Below are 18,321 nucleotides of genomic sequence, written 5' to 3'. Positions count from 1 at the left end.
ACATGTGAAGTAACCTCCCGACAATCATAATTTAGTGCTTTATTTAGTGCTTAAATCTTTGTGCCATCTCAGCAATTCTGATACCCAATCTTTCTGCTGTCAATTTATCTCCAGTATCAATTTCAGCAGGTTTTCCACTCATATCTAATGGACTCGAACCCATTACCCCCATATACGAACCCAAACGGTTTACTCCATCATCTTTACCAAGCAAAAAACTTGACATCTCTCCTGGATTCACCCAAATCATGCTGTGCTGGGCGGCATTAATCGCCATATAAAGCAATGTACCTTGCTTGTCACCACTTGGAGAACTCGAATGGGTAAAACCTGCTGCTAATTTATCTTTCCAACCTTGCTGAAACCAAACTGAACTTGCAGCATCAACAAAAGCCTTAAATTGAGCGGCGACACCACCCATATAAGTAGGGGAACCAAATATAATTGCATCCGCTTGATTCAGTTTTTCCAAAATCGCGTCATCCTGCCAACGTCCATTAACGATTTGTTCCCCAGTGATTCGCAATAAATCAACCGTTGTCCCGGAAACCTGATTCGCACCATTTGCGATCGCTTCTGCCATAAGATGGGTATGACCGCTACCGGAGAAATATATAATTGCCACAGATGGCATAATGAACCTCGTGTTTGGATGAAATATTTAGATTACCGAGGTTGATAGTAAAAGAAAATACTAATTGAAGTAAAGTAGTTACCAAAAAGTAACCATAATCATCCTCTTCGGAATCTGGCGCTACAAATTTTGCAAATTTAGATTCTTGTTTGACTCTCCCTTCTGGCAGACAGAGTTTTTTCAGTCATCTATCGATGGCATTAGTTGATTGAAATTACATTATTAATTAGTTTTATATGTACTGTTTTACATAATCCAAATTTACCTGAATCGCTATATCGACTTGTAGCGATGAATTTAATTAGCGAATTAATCAGTAAATAAATCAGCAAATATTAGTTATTCTTAATTGTTAAAAAATGTAACGTCTGTTACCATTTGCCTGATAATTTATGACTTAAGGTTGAACATGTTTCTGCATTCTGGTTCACAAAAATCATCCCAGGTGAGGGATATACGGCTTTTTTAGTAGGGGAAATCACACCGAAAGGTACTGTTTGTTTTCATACGTATCTTCTAAATTAAAGATATATCAGAGTAATGGGGTATATAAATAATAAATAATTAATTGCCTGACATTTGTAAAGTTTTTTTGCTATTTTGTATTCAACGGAACAGTTGTAGCTAAAAAGCTAAGTTTAAATAATTGTTAATTCCTCAATTGACCACCTAATTCCATAGCCAAAACGGTGACGTGTTTAGCAAAAATAATCTGAAGCTACAACTGAAATTGCCGGAATAGATAGCGTGGAAATTGTATGTAAATTGAGCAGTTGATACAAAATACTTCACTCGAACCAGGAGAAGCTAACTACTATGCTTAAAACTAACAACAAAAACCTTGTTTTCCCTGTCTTTATCCAACCTGTCACAGAAGAAGTTCAAGAATTTGTCACCAGACAGTTGCCAAAATTTAAATTTGATTGGTTACAACCACTACGAAATCGCATTGATGCATTAGAAATAAATAATCGTAAATTGGCGAAACTAGTTGCGAAAGTAATTCCAGCCCAATGTCCATTTGAACGTGATATCGTTGTGTTTGGTCGTAAGGTGGCTCACATTCCGCCAATGTGCAAATTAAACCCTTTATATGAACAATTTGTGGGGTTGCGTTTTCGGGCTTTATGCTATCTAGTAGACAAATGCGGAGAAGATATTCAGTCTTACTGCTAGTCCAAGAATTACAGAAGTCCAGAAGTCAGAATTCAGCCATCAAAATATATATAGAAGTTTTGAACATGATGCTGTAAATGTACTAAAATCAGAAAACTAAATAGTGTAGTTGAGATAGAGATAGCAAGTAATGGATATTCAAATTGAGCATCAACCAAGTCAGGAAAAATTACACCATTTAGGTGTGTCAAAATGGGGCATTTGGCAAAAAGAAATCTCTAAATTTCCTTGGACTTATGATACTCAAGAGACTTGTTATTTTTTAGAAGGTGATGTAATTGTTACGCCTGATGGCGGTCAACCAGTACAGATGGGAAAAGGGGATTTGGTGACGTTTCCAGTGGGAATGTCCTGTACATGGGAAATTAAAAGTGATGTGAAGAAACATTATTCTTTTAATTAGCTGAAATTTCAAGCATCAGGTTAATCAATCAAATAAAAAAGTGTATGGAGATTCGCAGGAACTGTTGTTAAATTACTAGAATTTAGAGATTGCTGTATCTCCAATAATCTCTGAAAACTCGTAGCGACTCCATACTAAAAATAAGCATTTATAAAGTTGAATAAAGTTGAATAGTTCTATTTGTTTCTGCGTTTTAAAGCCTGCTCTACAGTTCCACCCCGACGAAATCGAGATAAAAGTATCGCAGCTTCAGCCCGTGTTACAGCCTTTTGAGGTGCGTATATACGGGTTGTGCCGTAGACACGTGCAAAGTTTCTCCCACTAGCCGCATTACCTAAATCAAAAGCAATATAAGGAAGGTACTTTTCACTGATTTGCCCAACATCAGTGAATCCTTTAGTTTTACCGATGAAGTTACGCAGTGCATCAGAGGAACGACTGCTGTTGATACTAGAATCCAGGGTTGTTTTGAGAGCAATCATTTGTTCTCGTGTCAAAATGTCATCAGGTCTAAAGTTGCCATCATCAAAACCAGCCAGGAAACCTGCATTGTGAGCAGATTGAATAAAGGTAAAGTGGGGATGAGAATTAGAAACATCAGGGAAAGCTGATGTGGGGTTTTCAGACAGACGAATTGGCTGTTTGTGTAGCTGATTGTAAGTCTTGACTAGCCAAGTTACAAACTGACTACGGGTAATTGCTGCTTGTGGTTGAAATTGACCTGATGTAGTTTCTAATACTCCTAATTCTGCTAGTTGTCTAATTTCTTTTTCGCCGGAAACACCAGTAATATCCGTGAAAGTTGTTGAGGTATTTAACTGGCTAATTGTACTTTCAGGCGTTAATAACTGTCTTGGAAACTGTGCAAAAGATGATTGTTGATTGCTACCCCAACAAAGCAAAGCGACAGCAGTCACACTGACAGCCTTGATAACTAATTGAATCTGAGAAGACATAATCACGTTTCCTTTTTTGGTAAGTTTTCAATGTATTTTGTAGACTCAAAAGTAAATATGTGTGAGTTTGCCAAAATATGCCAAAAGCTAGTGGTTCGCCAAGCTAAAATTAACGGGTTAAGATTGGCTTGGAGATACATGGGGGGAGATTTTTATTCCTGCAAAGTTGCTTTGGTGGAATACTAGACATCGCCACTGCGTAAATTTGTGCTTAACTGTGATTCTTGATGATGAAAGCTAGTCAAAGAAGATGCTGTCTAGCGGCAAAAAGTTGCGTATTACCAAAATTTTCATGAGGATATTTAGGAAAATGTTACTACACTTAAGCACCTGGCAAGAAGTCGAAACCTATTTGCAAACATCCAGAGGGATTATTTTTCCCATTGGTTCAACAGAGCAACATGGACCTACAGGTTTAATTGGTACTGATGCAATTTGTGCAGAAGCGATCGCTCGTGGTGTCGGTGAAGTTACTAAGGCGATCGTTGCCCCGACAATCAATGTGGGCATGGCTCTCCATCACACTGCTTTTCCTGGCACGATTAGTTTACGCCCCAGCACTCTAATTCAGGTAGTACGCGACTATGTTACTAGTTTGGCAAAAGTAGGTTTTACAAAGTTTTACTTTATTAATGGACATGGTGGTAATGTTGCTACCCTGAAAGCTGCATTTTCGGAAACTTACGCCCACTTGGAAGATTTGCAGATTCAGAATGCACAACAGGTGCAGTGTCAGGTGGCAAATTGGTTTATGTGCAGTTCTGTCTACAAACTGGCAAAAGAATTGTATGGGGAACAAGAAGGTTCCCACGCGACTCCCAGTGAAGTTGCTGTCACCCAATATGTCTATCCAGAAGCGATTAAACAAGGGTACTTATCCACAGAAGTTGCATCTGAACATAAAATTTATAGTGCTACAGATTTTAGATTACGTTACCCTGATGGGCGTATGGGTTCTAACCCGGCTTTAGCCACACCCGAACATGGCAAGCAATTTTATGATTTAGCTGTCAAAGAACTGAGTTCAGGGTATTTAGAATTTTTAGAAACAGCTTAGGAATCATGTAAAAATAAGTAGTGCAAGCGTCTCGCTTGCTATTTTCCAAAGGTGGGCAAGATGCCCCGGAGTTTTCCGTGAAGAACATCTCCCCGGAAACTCCTGTCCACACTACTTGTTCAATTTATTTTTATACGAATACTTAAGAATAAGAATTTAATAACCTACAACTTTTGATTAGATTGGGAATGGTGCGTTACGCTCTGCTAACAGCACCCTACTTTGGTATTTTTGAGGACGCACGTATATACCTGTATAAATATTTAAACCGATCGCATTCAGTATCCCAAACACTGGGTTTACGTCCATCCTCGTCTACTGCACCTGCGATTTGGTAAGCGACTGTTGCCACACCCCAAGAAAAATCTTTTGGGAAGATATAAACCATAGTATTTTGGATTAGGAATTGTTATGCTGTTTATGAATGGGTTGATTGTGCATGAAAATTAGCATCCGCGATCGCTTATTTATCTTCCTAATCTATGCTAATAACGGCTAATACATATCATTTTCTGGTTCACGACTCTTCAAGACGCAACCTTTAAGGTTAAGTAAATTGAGAAAGGTGACAATCAGGATGATAACAGCTTGTATATTACCCGTTTGCAGTATACAACGCAAATTGTTACCCCTGTTTTGTTGTCCCACATTTAGCCCAAAATTTAACCCAAAATTTAGTAGCGAGAGCAAACCCCATCGGCACTATTCCACTGAAAGACTCACACTTTTTCGGTTTTTCAGAAAGTGGAATGTGAAGAAAAACTTATCTCCATCAATATCATTACATTTAGCTTCATCGCTTTTTTATCGTTGAGTATAAATGCTTAGATATGATATCCCTAGCAAATTTATCTGTAGGTGAATCTCAAATCAAGTCATAAACATATTTTATCCCTTGCTGTCAGCGTCGCCTTAGCTATCTGCTAGGCAAAAGTGACAATCATTTATTGTGATTGCGAATAATTGCAAAAAACCATCCTTGAGTGCGATGATAACAAGTGTTTGCATATTTATTATGTTCAGTAAATTGTTTTTGTAGGTGGTTTGGATGAAGTTAATTACCAACATTGCCGATTTCATCGCTCTTTTCTAGTTTGCTTATTCCTTAATTGAGATGCTCTGTAACTGAATGATACTCGGCTTATTTTTGAGCAGTAGCTATCAGTAATCACAAAATAATTTTATTAATTAACTTTTGAAAAGTTAGAATTTTGCAGAGTTCAACAATGTACGAACAAGATAACTGCGATCGCCAACTAGCTGACAATAAGCTGCCACATAAATATGCAGCATTATTAGAGCATGAAAATCTTTGTCAAATTTTACTCGACAATTCTCCCAATTATGCCTTAATGCTGTTTGACCAAAACTTGCGCTACTTAGCCGCCGAAGGGCAAGGACTCACAGTGTTTGGCATAGCTCAAGAAACAATAATTGGTCGAACTATTTGGGAAGTATTTCCTCATCCAACTTGTGTATTGATAGAGCCATTATATCGACAGGCTCTAGTTGGAGAAAGCAAGATTGTGGAAGTGCTAGGTAATAATTATTTTTATCAAATCAATACAATTCCCATCAAAAACGAGCGCGGAGAAATTTTTGCGGGAATGGCGATCGTGCAAAATATTAGTGAACGCAAAAAGGTAGAACAATCTTTGCGTGAAAGCGAGCAACTCAACCGTAGCATCTTTGAAAATAGCCCTGACTGCATTAAACTTTTGGACTTAGATGCCCGTTTATTATCCATGAACAAACCAGGGCTACTGCTCATGGAAATTGATGACTTTACTCCCTTGATTGGCAAGTCATGGATTGATTTTTGGCAAGAACCTGCCCGTAGTTTAGCCTCAGAGGCGATAGAAACTGCCAAACAGGGAAAAGTAGGAAGCTTCCGGGGATTTTGTCGTACTGCCAAAGGTACACCCAAATGGTGGGATGTGATGGTTTCACTAGTCACCGATGTGGAAGGGAACCCCAAGTTATTAGTCTCATCCTCCCGTGATATTACTGCCCAGAAGCAGTCCCAGGAGGCACTCCAGGAAAGCAAGGAAATACTGTGGTCTGTGTTAGAAAATTTACCGGTGGGCGTATGGATTAGCGATAAAGACGGCAATATTGTGCATACAAACCGAACTGGCGAGGAAATTTGGGCAGGTAAAAAATATGTGGGAGTGGAGGATTACGGAGAATATAAGGGATGGTGGGCTGATACAGGTGAACTGATTACTACTGAAGAATGGGCAATGAGGCGGGCAATTCAACAAGGAGAAACTTCTATCAACGAAGTCATAGATATTGAGTGCTTCGACGGTAGCCAAAAAACCATTTTGAACTCAGCCGTACCGCTACGGGACAGCCAGGGAAATATTACCGGAAGTATTGCGGTTAACCAGGATATTAGCGAATATCGGCAAATGCAGGCAGAACGTCAACAAATGTTAGCACGATCGCAGCATTATGCAAATCAACTACGTGGCTTAACTAAAGCAGCTTTAGCCATTAATTCTGCCCTTTCCATTGCCGAAGTCATTAGAGTCATTACTGAACAAGCTCGGACTATTATTGGCGCACATCAATGTGTCACTAGCGCCACAACTAACGAAAATTGGGCACAATCAATTAGTTTTATCTCGCTTTCCGATAAATATGCAGCTTGGCGGGATTTTCATGAAAATCCCAATGGTACTGGGATTTATAGACGTGTTTGCGAGACAAATCGCCCCATGCGAATGACACAAGCAGAAATTGAAGCCCATCCCCAATGGCAAGGATTTGGTAGTGCCAGGGAAAAACACCCTCCCATGCGGGGTTGGTTAGCAGCACCCTTAGTTGGACGTGACAGTCGTAATCTGGGATTAATCCAACTATCCGATAAAGATGACGGCAGTGACTTTAGCGAAGAAGACGAGTCCATACTTGTCCAAATAGCACAAATGGCATCAATTGCCCTGGAAAATACCCGCCTTTACGAAGCGGAACAAAAAGCCCGTAGCGAAGCCGAACAAGCCAACCGCATTAAAGACGAATTTCTAGCTGTACTTTCTCACGAATTGCGATCGCCTCTCAATCCCATTTTAGGTTGGTCGAAAATTTTACAAACCCGCAAACTCAATCCGGAAAGCACTGCTGAAGCGTTAACAATTATTGAACGCAATGCCAAACTTCAAGGACAATTAATCGAAGACTTATTAGATATATCTCGAATTTTACAAGGGAAATTAACCCTCAATGCTTCCACAGTCGAGCTAAAATCTCTCATCTTAGCAGCCTGGGAAACAGTACGTTTAGCAGCAGAAGCCAAAAACATCCAAATCACAACAGTATTTGCAGTAGATGTCTGTCATGTTCTTGGTGATGCCGGACGTTTGCAACAAGTTTTCTGGAACCTTTTGACGAATGCAGTTAAATTTACGCCAAATGGAGGTTGGGTAGAAGTGAGTTTAGAACAAATCGATAACAATGCTTGCATTACTTTTACTGATAATGGCAAAGGCATTAATAAAGAATTTTTACCTAACGTTTTTGAGTATTTTCGCCAAGCAGATAGTGCCACCACCCGAAAATTTGGCGGCTTAGGTTTAGGATTAGCAATTGTCCGGCAAATTACCGAAATGCATGGTGGTAAAGTCAGCGTGGAAAGCGACGGTGAAGATTTAGGGGCAACATTTAAAGTGGAATTGCCACTATCTCAGACAGCAGAAAAACAAGAGAATCATATTACCAACGAAGAATTTGCCTCAGATTCTCAAAACCTTCAAGGCATCCAAATATTAGTTGTGGATGATGATGTCGATTCACGGGATTTTATTGCTTTCGTTTTGGAAACGGAAGGAGCAATTATTACCCAAGCCACATCAGCCTTTGATGCTTTAGAAATATTAAGCGAGTTTCAACCAAAAATTATCATTAGCGATATTGGAATGCCAGAGATGGATGGCTATATGTTAATGCGTCAAATCAGAACTTTACCCCAAGATGCAGGGGGAAACATTCCCGCAATTGCATTAACCGCCTATGCAAGTGAATATGATCAAAAACAAGCGATCGCTGTTGGGTTTCAAAAACATTTATCGAAGCCAATTGAACCTAATGAGTTGATTGAAGTCATTATGCAAGTTGTCAAAAATACTCAATTTTGACTGCATGGTGGATAACTTTAGAAAACAGAATCTTTTACCAATCCCCGAATTACATTATCTTTAATCATCAGTAAACGAGAGGTTTGAATTACCATATCTAATAGTTGTTCACGAGTCAAACTTTCAGCCGATTGTTCCATTAAACGCATCTGAAACTGCTGTTCTAGGGTAAGTTGAAATGCATGAGTATCCATAAAAAACTCCTATATTCCTACAATCATCTGAGCCAAATTATTAAATAAGTTCGCTTTTGACTCTTTGATTGCCATGTTATATGATTTTGTTTTTAGTGTTCACTATCTTTAGTATTGCTTCTTTTTATTATTGGTAGTGGGCTTTTATTTCTCAAGATATGTGATTGCTGATGATTAGCTATTTCCCAAGTTAAATAAGTTCATTAGTGGTTGAAAAATCGCCCATATTGATGATTCTGTCTTTTGGATTTGTTTCTATATCTTCAGATAGATGATTCAATGGTTGATTAAATGTTTGTTTCTCATCACAAAGCCAGATTTAGCTCTTGGGGTAGAAGACAATGGTATAGGAATCGCTCCAGAGTATAAAGAACAAATATTTGATGTGTTGAAACGATTTTATGGTGGCGATTTATACCAATAAATTGAATTGGCTTGGCAATTATCCGTAAAGTGACGGAATACATGAATTGTCAAGTTGGCAGTCAGAATTAAATCGAGGTTTGCGCTTTTGGATAAACTTACCACTCTTTAGAGAGAATGAATAATATATAAATACTTGCTAGAGAATGAAGATATTGGTGCAGGCATACTGTTAGCCTATGTTTAGATAAGTAAACAATATTTAAATTAAATTAGTTTAATAGTATGCTACGCATTTTGCTGATAGATGATAATCCCGATACCCGTACTTTGGTGATTCGCTTTCTCAAAAAAGAGTTTTGTGACTTAGAGGTTGAGCATATTATTGATGCGACTAGCTTTGCTCAAGCATTGACTGTCAACAATTATGATCTTGCCATCACTGATTATCAGTTGCATTGGAGTAATGGTTTAACTGTATTGAGCGAACTCAAAGCCGTTTTTCCCGAACTCCCCGTCATCATGTTTACCAGTTCTGCGACACAGGAAATAGCTATAGAAGGGATGAAAGCAGGTTTAGATGATTATGTAGTTAAATCTTGTCATCATGATATTCGTCTAGTTACAGCCGTAAAACATACGTTAGAACGTATTGATTATCAACGTAAATCTGCAAGTTTAGAAATTCGCCTACATTCATTATTAAATAGATTAAATGTAGGTATATTTCGCTCAACATTAGAAGGTAAATTATTGGAAGCCAATGCCACTTTTCTCAAGTTTTTGGGTGTGGAGAATATTAACCAAGTCCAGTTTTTGAATTTACATGAGATTTTTTTTACATCCCAAGAGCGTAGACAATTACTCCAAGAATTGCGAGAACAAGGGCAGATTTCGGGAAAGGAAGTTAAATTTCAGCAGTTAAATGGAAATACTATCTGGATCAGATGGAACCAAGTTATTAGCCAGGAAGGAAAGGAAATATTTGTCGATGGATTCATTGAAAATATAACCGATCGCAAACAATTAGAAATTGCTCAAACACGAAATTATACACAGTTAGCCCAAGCAAATCGTCTCAAGGATGAGTTTTTAGCAACTTTATCTCATGAGTTACGTACTCCTTTAAATGCTATTTTGGGTTGGGCTAATATTTTACGGACTAAATTAGTCGATACAATCACAATGTCTCGTGGCTTAGAGGCGATTTATCGGAATGCCAAAACACAATTGCATCTTGTCGAAGATTTGTTAGATACTTCCGATATTATTAAAGGAAATCTCAGACTAAATATTAGAAATGTAGACTTTCGGGCGGTGATTTCATCAGCTCTAGAAGTTGTAAATCCCGCAGCATCAGCTAAGAATATTAATATCAATGTGACATTTGATCAAAATGTAGACTTTATTTTTGCTGATGGCGATCGCTTGCAACAAATTGTCTGGAATTTACTTTCTAATGCCATCAAATTCACACCTCATGGAGGAGTTGTAGAGGTACATTTATCAAAAGTAGAAATAGGAAATAGAGAAAGAAGAGGCTTGTTTTCACACGTAATCAAATACGCCCAATTGACAATTCGTGACAGTGGTGATGGCATCAATGAAGAGTTTTTACCTTATGTTTTTGAGCGCTTTATGCAAGCCGATGGTTCTAGCACTAGATGTTATGGTGGTTTAGGTTTAGGTTTAGCAATTGTGCGTCATTTAGTCGAATTGCATGGTGGTAAAGTTTGGGCTGAAAGCCCAGGGAAAAAACAAGGAGCAACTTTCATTGTGCAAATTCCCTTAACTTCCAAGCAAAAATTCGCACCACCTGCCGCCTGGGCGATGGCGAATCATCATCAAGACTTAGTAGAAAATACTTCTGTATTGCAGGGTTTAAAAGTTATGATAGTAGACGACGAAGCAGATAGTCTTGACTTGCTTTGTTCGATACTGACAATTTATGGCGCTCATGTCAAAACTGTCTCATCAGTTAGCGCCGCAATCCAAACTTTAAACTCATATACTCCCGATGTACTAGTCAGCGATATTTATATGCCAGAAAATGATGGCTGCTATTTAATCCAGCAATTGCGAAAGAAGACGAAATTTGCTAGAATTCCCGCGATCGCGATTTCCGCTTATTCTCAAGAAGCAGATGTAAACAAAATAATTTCTGCGGGCTTTCAAGTCTATATGCCCAAACCTTTTGTTCCTGATAAGTTAGTGGGGACAATTGCGAAATTGACAGGGCGATAACTATAGTTTTATATAGTTTTATGAGTTTCTCCGCCAGGATTGTGGTCAAATAAATAGGAGAGACGTTGTTATCTAACGTCCCTAAAAATTACCAATTGATAATTTAAATAAATTATTTAAACCAACTATTTAAACCAACTATTTAACTAACCCTGCACGCAAAGCACGAACAGCAACTTGAGTGCGATCGTTTACGCACAACTTATTCAAAATATTCCGGACGTGGGTTTTCACTGTACCAACGGTAATATACAGTTTTTCAGCAATTTCACCATTACTACATCCGTCCACAATCAAATTTAAAACATCAAATTCCCGTGTTGTTAAAGGGTATGACTCTAACATTTGATTATCTTCAGCAGACAAACCATGAATAGAAACAGTATCGGAATTAGCAGTAACTAAATCCACATTTCTCTTACTTTTATCTAATACAATTCTCGCAATTAATGGGTCAATCCAGGAATTACCTAAATGTGTAATTCGCACTGCATCAGCAAGTTTTTCAATACTCGCATCTTTCATATAGTAAGAATCTGCACCCGCCGCAAAAGCTGCGAGAACAGTATCTTCATTTTGATTCATCGTCATAATTAAAATTTTTGTTTGGATGGGGGATTCTGCATCCAGAGAATTTTTGATTTTCTGTGTTAATTCAATCCCACTCATATCTGGCAAACCCACATCAACGATCGCAATGTCAGGTTGTGTAGACTGAAGCAACTTTAAGCCCGACATGGCATTTCTGGCTTCACCAACTATTTCAATCCCTTCTTCCTTAGCTAAGGCTGCCCGCATCCCCATACGGGTGAGGTCATGGTCTTCTATTAAAATAATCCGAATTGTATCCATAATTAAACCTCAATTTTTCTAAAAGTGAAAGATAGTTTCATCAACTTTATTGGTGGTTATCATGTTCCTATTCACAAATTCTAAATGTTACAGCAATATCAGTCTATCCATCCCCAGAACAGTAAATATAACTCAAATTAAGTTCTGCCGAAAGAGTATAATTAAGTCGGAAGTCAGTTTGAAGATCACTTTAAATATATACTAAAGGTTAGTAAATGCCTATCTTCAGGAGGATGTATTATTTTTCTGCTCAGGCGCTCTCCCCATTTAGATACAATTTTGCTGGCTGCATAGAAATAGATAATAGATATCAGTATTATTCGCTTCCCAAAAAAGGGAAAATAGCTAACCCCATAACATCAAAATTTTACTGTTTTAATTTTTAATTGTTTTCCGGAAGCAAGTAATATTGAATTAGATATAACTGCAATCTAGATGTCGATTTAAAATCTCCCTCGCACAGGAGAGATATAGCTTAACCCTTAGGCGAGATTATCGCAGCAAGACAACAACAAAATTACATATCTTGGTTGCAGATGTAAATGTCGAAGTTTAGGAGAGCGGTATAATTAACTACTATACTTCGACAACTGGCAAATTTTACTGCTAGTTTTATTTAAATTTTAGATAGCTGAGAAAATTTATGAGCGGGGAATTTTGGATTAATTTTTTCAGGACGGAACCTTTTATTCCTCACGGGCATTGTTATCTTTGGCAAACAAATTTAGTCTGGCTGCACATCCTATCTGACTCATTAATTGCACTAGCCTATTATTCCATCCCCATTAGTATATTCTATTTTGTTCGTAAGCGGCAAGATTTGCCTTTTAACTGGATTTTTCTCTTATTTGCTGGTTTTATTATTGCTTGTGGCACGACTCATATCATGGAAGTCTGGACACTTTGGCATCCGATTTATTGGGTATCGGGAACTCTCAAAGCGATGACGGCGATAATTTCGGTTTTTACGGCGATAGAACTTTTTCCCCTAATACCGCAAGCTTTAGCACTACCAAGTCCAGCCCAACTTGAACAGGCAAATTTGCAACTGCAAGCACAGATTGGTGAAAAACTCAAGGCTGAGGCACAACTGAGAATTTATCAAAATCAACTAGAGAAATTAGTTGCCGAACGTACCAATGAACTAACACAAGCAAATGACCAATTGCAACAAGAAATCAGCGAACGTAAGCGTACAGAAATTGCCTTGCGCCAAAGTGAGAAGCAATTTCGCCAACTAGCAACCCAAGCGGAAGAAGCAAACCGTATCAAAGACCAATTTTTAGCAGTTCTTTCCCACGAATTGCGATCGCCTCTAAATCCAATTTTAGGATGGTCAAACATTCTTCTCACTCGCCGACTCACACCCGAAAAAACAACTGAAGCTTTAACAATTATTGAGCGAAATGCCAAATTACAAGCTCAATTAATCGAAGATTTACTCGATGTTTCGCGAATTTTACAAGGAAAATTAAATTTAAATACAAATCAAGTAGATTTAGAATCAATTATTTACCATGCTTTGGAAACGATTCGGCTAGCAGTAGAAGCAAAATCCATTGATTTATTCTTTACAGTTGAAAATTGCCAATTTCGAGTGTTTCCCCAACAGCTTGAAGATAACGAAGAAGCATATTTCCCGCTTCTATCTTCACTTCCCCACCCCAAATTGGAAATCAAAGGAGATGCCGCCAGACTGCAACAAGTCATCTGGAATCTCCTCTCGAATGCAGTTAAGTTTACACCACCTGGTGGTCGAGTCGAAATCAAATTAGAAAAAGTCAATCAATACGCTTGCATCAAAGTCATTGATACAGGCAAAGGCATTAGCCCGGAGTTTTTACCCCACGTATTTGAATACTTTCGTCAAGCAGATAGCGCCACCACCAGGAAATTTGGTGGTTTGGGTTTAGGACTGGCAATTGTTAAACAACTAGTCGAACTTCACGGTGGGATAGTGGGAGTCGAAAGTCCAGGGGAGGAGCAGGGGACAACCTTTGCCGTCCAATTTCCTTTACTGGAAGTCACTAGGAAAAAAACGAGACAGGACAGTCAAATTCCGGTTGACTTAAATTTCCGAAATCTCCAAGGAATAAACATCTTAGTTGTCGATGATGATAATGATTCGCGGCATTTTCTGGCTTTTGTGTTGGTAGAAGAGGGAGCAAATGTCATCCAAGCCAAATCAGCATTAGAAGCATTAGAAATTTTGGTAAATTTTGTACCTGATATCTTAATTAGTGATATTGGAATGCCAGAAATGGATGGTTACACATTGATCAGTCAAGTGAGACATTTTGTCAACGGAGCAATGCCAAAAGCGATCGCCCTGACAGCATATGCGGGGGAATATGATCAACGCAAGGCTTTAGAGGCTGGGTTTGCCATGCATATATCGAAGCCAGCAGAGCCACATGAGTTAATTATCGCCATTCAGCAAGTGTTGGCAAGTAAGGGAAATTAGCAAAAACACCTAAATTCAAATATACTCATCTATCTTCAGATATAGTAACTACCTCAGCAAATAATTCTCAAGATAGGGAAATGCGATCGCTAAATTCTCCGTAAGACATCAACCCAAATAACTAGAGATTGATTACTTGAGAATACACATCATCAGATAATTCCCCTAGATAAAAACAGCACAGCAGCTAATTAAACAAGCTGATATGATTGTGCTGCGTAAACGTAATCCTAATCAAAGAGAACTTAAAATCGTGGCAGAAACAAATGGCGTAATGATGCAGTATTTCCACTGGTACAACCCAGGAGATGGTAGCCTGTGGAAGCAGTTGGCAGAATCAGCCGCAGATTTAGCAAAGATTGGTGTCACCTCCCTGTGGTTGCCTCCAGCATATAAGGGTACAGGTGGGGGTATGGATGTGGGCTATGGGGTGTATGATTTATTTGACTTAGGTGAATTTGACCAAAAAGGCTCCGTCCGGACTAAATATGGTACTAAAGCAGAATATTTACACGCCATTAAAACTGCACAAAAAGCGGGAATTAGAATCTATGCCGATGCTGTTTTCAATCACAAATTAGGTGCAGACGAAGAGGAAGAAGCCGAAGCAACACCCTTTCATCCTGAAGATCGTAACGCAGTAGTTGGCGAATATCAAAAAATCAAGGCTTGGACTCATTTTACCTTTCCCGGTCGCGGTGACAAATATTCCAGCATGAAATGGCATTGGTGGCATTTTGACGCAATTGACCACAATGTATATAATTCTGATGAAAATGCCATTTACTTACTCAAAGGCAAAGAATTTGACCGCAACATCGATTTAGAAAAAGGTAATTTTGACTATCTCATGGGTTGTGATTTGGATATGGACAACCCGGAAGTAACTGGAGAATTAAAATACTGGGGTGAGTGGTATATAGATACAACTGGTGTTGATGGTTTTCGCTTTGATGCTGTCAAACATGTATCGGCGGATTTCTTCCTCGAATGGCTGGAACATGTTCGCAACCATGCCCAACGTGATATCTTTGCAGTTGGCGAATATTGGTCTTATGAAGTTGAGGCTTTACATTACTTTATTACTGTTACTAATGGGAAGGTGACTTTATTTGATGCACCTTTGCATTACAACTTCCATCTTGCCAGTAAATCTGGTAATAACTACGACCTCAGACAAATTTTCGATAATACTCTGGTACAACACCAGCCTACCCTCGCTGTCACCTTAGTTGATAACCATGATTCCCAACCGTTACAATCCTTGGAATCAGTGGTTGAAGCCTGGTTTAAACCCCTTGCCTACGCTTTAATTTTGCTCAGACGCGAAGGTTATCCCTGCATATTTTACGCAGATTATTACGGCGCTCATTACAAAGACTATGGCAATGATGGTAATGAGTATGAAATTTGGTTAGATAGCCACAAATGGATTCTCGATAAATTTTTATTCGCACGTCAAACCTATGCCTACGGGGAACAGTACGATTATTTCGATCATGCAAATACCATTGGTTGGACAAGATTAGGAGACGAAGAACATCCTGGAGGCATGGCAGTTGTCCTGAGTAACGGTAGCGATGGTAGTAAATATATGGAAGTTGGACAACCCAACCGTACCTATATCGACATTACCGAACATATTAGTGAACCGATAACAAGCAATGATGAGGGTTGGGCTGACTTCCGATGTCATGCAGGTTCTGTCTCCGTTTGGGTTCCCCAAGAATCTGTGTAAGTATTCGTGTAAAAATAAATTGAACAAGTAGTGTAGGCAGCGTATCTCCTTCGGAGACGCTCCGCGAACGACTGAGCGCTCACGCCGAAGTCCCACCTTTGGGAAATAGCGAGCGAGACGCTTGCACTACTTATTTTTACATGATTCCTTAGCTAACCTGAGTCATACCTCATCTCCAAAATCTCGCACCAGATAAATCTCCGTGTCACTCTTAATGATAAGTATTCAACCGGACATGGTATCACTCCCCCTCAACTTTCTTGGAGCTTGTCTCTTTGTTTCTCCCTCCCAAGTATTGTCTAGTCTTCTGCCTTTAGGTACTGGCTGACTCATGATTTTTGCTGCGACTATAAATAGGGTTAAAGTCGCAAATATATCTTGATCGACAACATCATGAAACTTTTAAATCAAGTTGCTGTCATCACTGGTGGAGGTTCAGGAATTGGTCGTGCAACTGCCATTTTACTGGCAAATGAAGGGGCAAAAATTGCCATTATCGACTACATACAGGCAAGTGCAGAGGAAACAGCTAGCAAGATTACCAATGCTGGGGGTATTGCATTCGCAATTACCGCAGATGTCGCAGATGCAGGGCAAATGGAAGAAGCATTTCAAAAAATTATTCATCAGTATCAAAAAATTGATATTTTGTTTGCCAATGCAGGTATTAATGGCGTGTGGGCACCGATTGAAGATATTGCCCCTGATGAGTGGGATAGAACCATCAATGTGAACCTCAGAGGAACATTTCTCACCACTAAATATGGTGTTCCTTATCTCAAAAAACAGGGTGGTTCCATTGTGATTACATCATCTATAAATGGAACCCGCAGTTTCCGAAAAATTGGGGCAACAGCTTATGCATGCACTAAAGCTGCCCAGGTTACTTTTGCCAAAATGTTAGCACTAGAACTTGCCCGCGATCGCATCCGAGTTAATGTTATTTGTCCGGGTGGAGTTTTAACGGGAATTAATGAAAGCACGACTAAACGACATTTAGATTGGATTCCTGGTGCTGCTGAATTAATGAAAGATAATATTCCCTTGACTGGAAATGTTGCTGGTACTAGTGAAGAAGTTGCCCAATTGGTGTTATTTTTAACTTCAGATACATCCAAATTCATTACCGGGACTGAAATTTGGATTGATGGAGGTGGCTCTTTGAGTTCAGGGTGAAGATGAAAAAAAACACTAACCAAGGAAATAATTTTTCTAATTTTAATAATAGTAATATATCTGGCGATCGCCTTTGTGCAAATTCAGAGATGGAGAAACTGCCAGAAAATTTACTCAAAAATATTGAAGCAGTAATAGGTTTGCAAGCTCAGGATGAGCAAAAAATTCCCCTGCATCAACGAATTTTAGAAAAAATGGCTAGAGGATTCGGTCAACCCTGGTTCCTTTATACTCAAATTATCTTTTTTACTAGTTGGGGTATTTTTAGTCATCTGGCGAATATTGGCATCCTCGCTGGAGAATTTCCCAAACTAAACTTACGGGAACAAGGAATTGATATTGCGGCGTTGCTAATTTCTACAGGCGTATTAGTTCATCAGACTCGTCAGGAAAAACTCGAAGATAAGCGATCGCATCTCATACTACAACTAAATCTACTCACAGAACAAAAAATCGCCAAGCTGATTGCATTAGTAGAAGAACTGCGGACTGATTTACCTAATGTCCAAAATCGCTATGATCGAGAAGCTGAAGTTATGCAGCAAAGCACTAATCCACAAATTGTCTTGGACATACTACAACACAATCTTGATCAAGTCAATTTTGAAAATGGACAAGTGGAAATAGAGAAGATACAAACGTCACATGATTCTACCAGTATCACCAGAGAATATACTTAAATTTACAGCTATATAACTATTAGCGAATGTCTGAGTGAATATTTTTTATTGGGAGTATTATCAACAGATACTAAATCATCCCTAGCTTAATTTTGTTGGTGACTCATTTTTTCACCAGTCAAATTTTAAGAATTAATGATAAACCAGGCTCTAATTATTTATGAATTTATGATGTAGAATTCAAATATCTGTAGAATGTATGGCTGTTTGCTCTTAAAAATTTGTTTAATTGTGACAAATTAAAT

Annotated in this window: 15 protein-coding genes; 10 read left to right on the top strand and 5 right to left on the bottom strand. The window is 38.7% G+C overall.

Going from position 1 to position 18,321, the window contains the following annotated elements; all coding sequences use genetic code 11:
* Positions 1-43: 43 nt before the first annotated feature.
* On the bottom strand, positions 44-634 hold the full coding sequence (locus tag VB733_RS11930) for a flavodoxin family protein (protein WP_323340300.1): 591 nt from the start codon (positions 632-634) through the stop codon (positions 44-46).
* A gap of 816 nt (positions 635-1,450) precedes the next feature.
* Here VB733_RS11930 and VB733_RS11925 point away from each other — a divergent pair.
* The gene (locus VB733_RS11925; RefSeq protein ID WP_323340299.1) at positions 1,451-1,810 is read left to right on the top strand and encodes a Mo-dependent nitrogenase C-terminal domain-containing protein; all 360 of its coding nucleotides are present in this window, start codon (positions 1,451-1,453) and stop codon (positions 1,808-1,810) included.
* A 130-nt stretch (positions 1,811-1,940) separates the two neighbouring features.
* The gene (locus tag VB733_RS11920; protein ID WP_323340298.1) at positions 1,941-2,213 is read left to right on the top strand and encodes a cupin domain-containing protein; all 273 of its coding nucleotides are present in this window, start codon (positions 1,941-1,943) and stop codon (positions 2,211-2,213) included.
* A gap of 176 nt (positions 2,214-2,389) precedes the next feature.
* Here VB733_RS11920 and VB733_RS11915 read toward each other — a convergent pair whose 3' ends face one another.
* A complete protein-coding gene (locus VB733_RS11915; protein ID WP_323340297.1) occupies positions 2,390-3,169 on the bottom strand; it encodes an S-layer homology domain-containing protein in 780 nt (259 codons plus the stop codon).
* A gap of 310 nt (positions 3,170-3,479) precedes the next feature.
* On the opposite strand from VB733_RS11915, the gene VB733_RS11910 reads away from it, so the two are divergent.
* Positions 3,480-4,226: a creatininase family protein gene (locus VB733_RS11910; RefSeq protein WP_323340296.1), complete on the top strand. Its 747-nt coding sequence runs from the start codon at positions 3,480-3,482 to the stop codon at positions 4,224-4,226.
* 217 nt (positions 4,227-4,443) lie between these two features.
* Here the strand turns inward: VB733_RS11910 and VB733_RS11905 are convergent, their stop codons facing one another.
* A complete protein-coding gene (locus VB733_RS11905; RefSeq protein ID WP_323340295.1) occupies positions 4,444-4,614 on the bottom strand; it encodes a family 1 glycosylhydrolase in 171 nt (56 codons plus the stop codon).
* Positions 4,615-5,452: 838 nt separating this feature from the next.
* Between VB733_RS11905 and VB733_RS11900 the strand changes: the two genes are divergently transcribed.
* On the top strand, positions 5,453-8,365 hold the full coding sequence (locus VB733_RS11900) for a PAS domain-containing protein (RefSeq protein WP_323340294.1): 2,913 nt from the start codon (positions 5,453-5,455) through the stop codon (positions 8,363-8,365).
* Positions 8,366-8,382: 17 nt separating this feature from the next.
* Here the strand turns inward: VB733_RS11900 and VB733_RS11895 are convergent, their stop codons facing one another.
* Complete coding sequence (locus VB733_RS11895) at positions 8,383-8,559, bottom strand: NblA/ycf18 family protein (RefSeq protein ID WP_323340293.1); 177 nt, start codon at positions 8,557-8,559, stop codon at positions 8,383-8,385.
* A 271-nt stretch (positions 8,560-8,830) separates the two neighbouring features.
* Between VB733_RS11895 and VB733_RS11890 the strand changes: the two genes are divergently transcribed.
* Both VB733_RS11890 and VB733_RS11885 read left to right on the top strand, forming a co-directional pair.
* Positions 8,831-8,983: a hypothetical protein gene (locus tag VB733_RS11890; RefSeq protein WP_323340292.1), complete on the top strand. Its 153-nt coding sequence runs from the start codon at positions 8,831-8,833 to the stop codon at positions 8,981-8,983.
* A 224-nt stretch (positions 8,984-9,207) separates the two neighbouring features.
* Entirely contained in the window at positions 9,208-11,166 is a 1,959-nt protein-coding gene (locus tag VB733_RS11885) for a response regulator (protein ID WP_323340291.1), read from the top strand.
* A gap of 138 nt (positions 11,167-11,304) precedes the next feature.
* Here the strand turns inward: VB733_RS11885 and VB733_RS11880 are convergent, their stop codons facing one another.
* A complete protein-coding gene (locus VB733_RS11880; RefSeq protein ID WP_323340290.1) occupies positions 11,305-12,018 on the bottom strand; it encodes a response regulator transcription factor in 714 nt (237 codons plus the stop codon).
* A 643-nt stretch (positions 12,019-12,661) separates the two neighbouring features.
* Between VB733_RS11880 and VB733_RS11875 the strand changes: the two genes are divergently transcribed.
* The 4 genes from VB733_RS11875 to VB733_RS11860 all read left to right on the top strand — a co-directional run bounded on the left by VB733_RS11875 (position 12,662) and on the right by VB733_RS11860 (position 18,076).
* Entirely contained in the window at positions 12,662-14,482 is a 1,821-nt protein-coding gene (locus VB733_RS11875) for an ATP-binding protein (RefSeq protein ID WP_323340289.1), read from the top strand.
* Between the two features lie 253 nt (positions 14,483-14,735).
* Positions 14,736-16,220: an alpha-amylase gene (locus tag VB733_RS11870; RefSeq protein ID WP_323340320.1), complete on the top strand. Its 1,485-nt coding sequence runs from the start codon at positions 14,736-14,738 to the stop codon at positions 16,218-16,220.
* 393 nt (positions 16,221-16,613) lie between these two features.
* On the top strand, positions 16,614-17,396 hold the full coding sequence (locus tag VB733_RS11865; RefSeq protein ID WP_323340288.1) for an SDR family NAD(P)-dependent oxidoreductase: 783 nt from the start codon (positions 16,614-16,616) through the stop codon (positions 17,394-17,396).
* 2 nt (positions 17,397-17,398) lie between these two features.
* Positions 17,399-18,076, top strand: a complete 678-nt coding sequence (locus tag VB733_RS11860; protein WP_323340287.1) for a DUF1003 domain-containing protein — start codon at positions 17,399-17,401, stop codon at positions 18,074-18,076.
* Positions 18,077-18,321 lie beyond the last annotated feature (245 nt).

The organism is Calothrix sp. UHCC 0171, from assembly GCF_034931845.1.
Lineage (GTDB): Bacteria > Cyanobacteriota > Cyanobacteriia > Cyanobacteriales > Nostocaceae > Brunnivagina.
The sequence above is the reverse complement of the archived record's forward strand: the minus strand, read 5'-3'. Positions and strand labels throughout refer to the sequence as shown.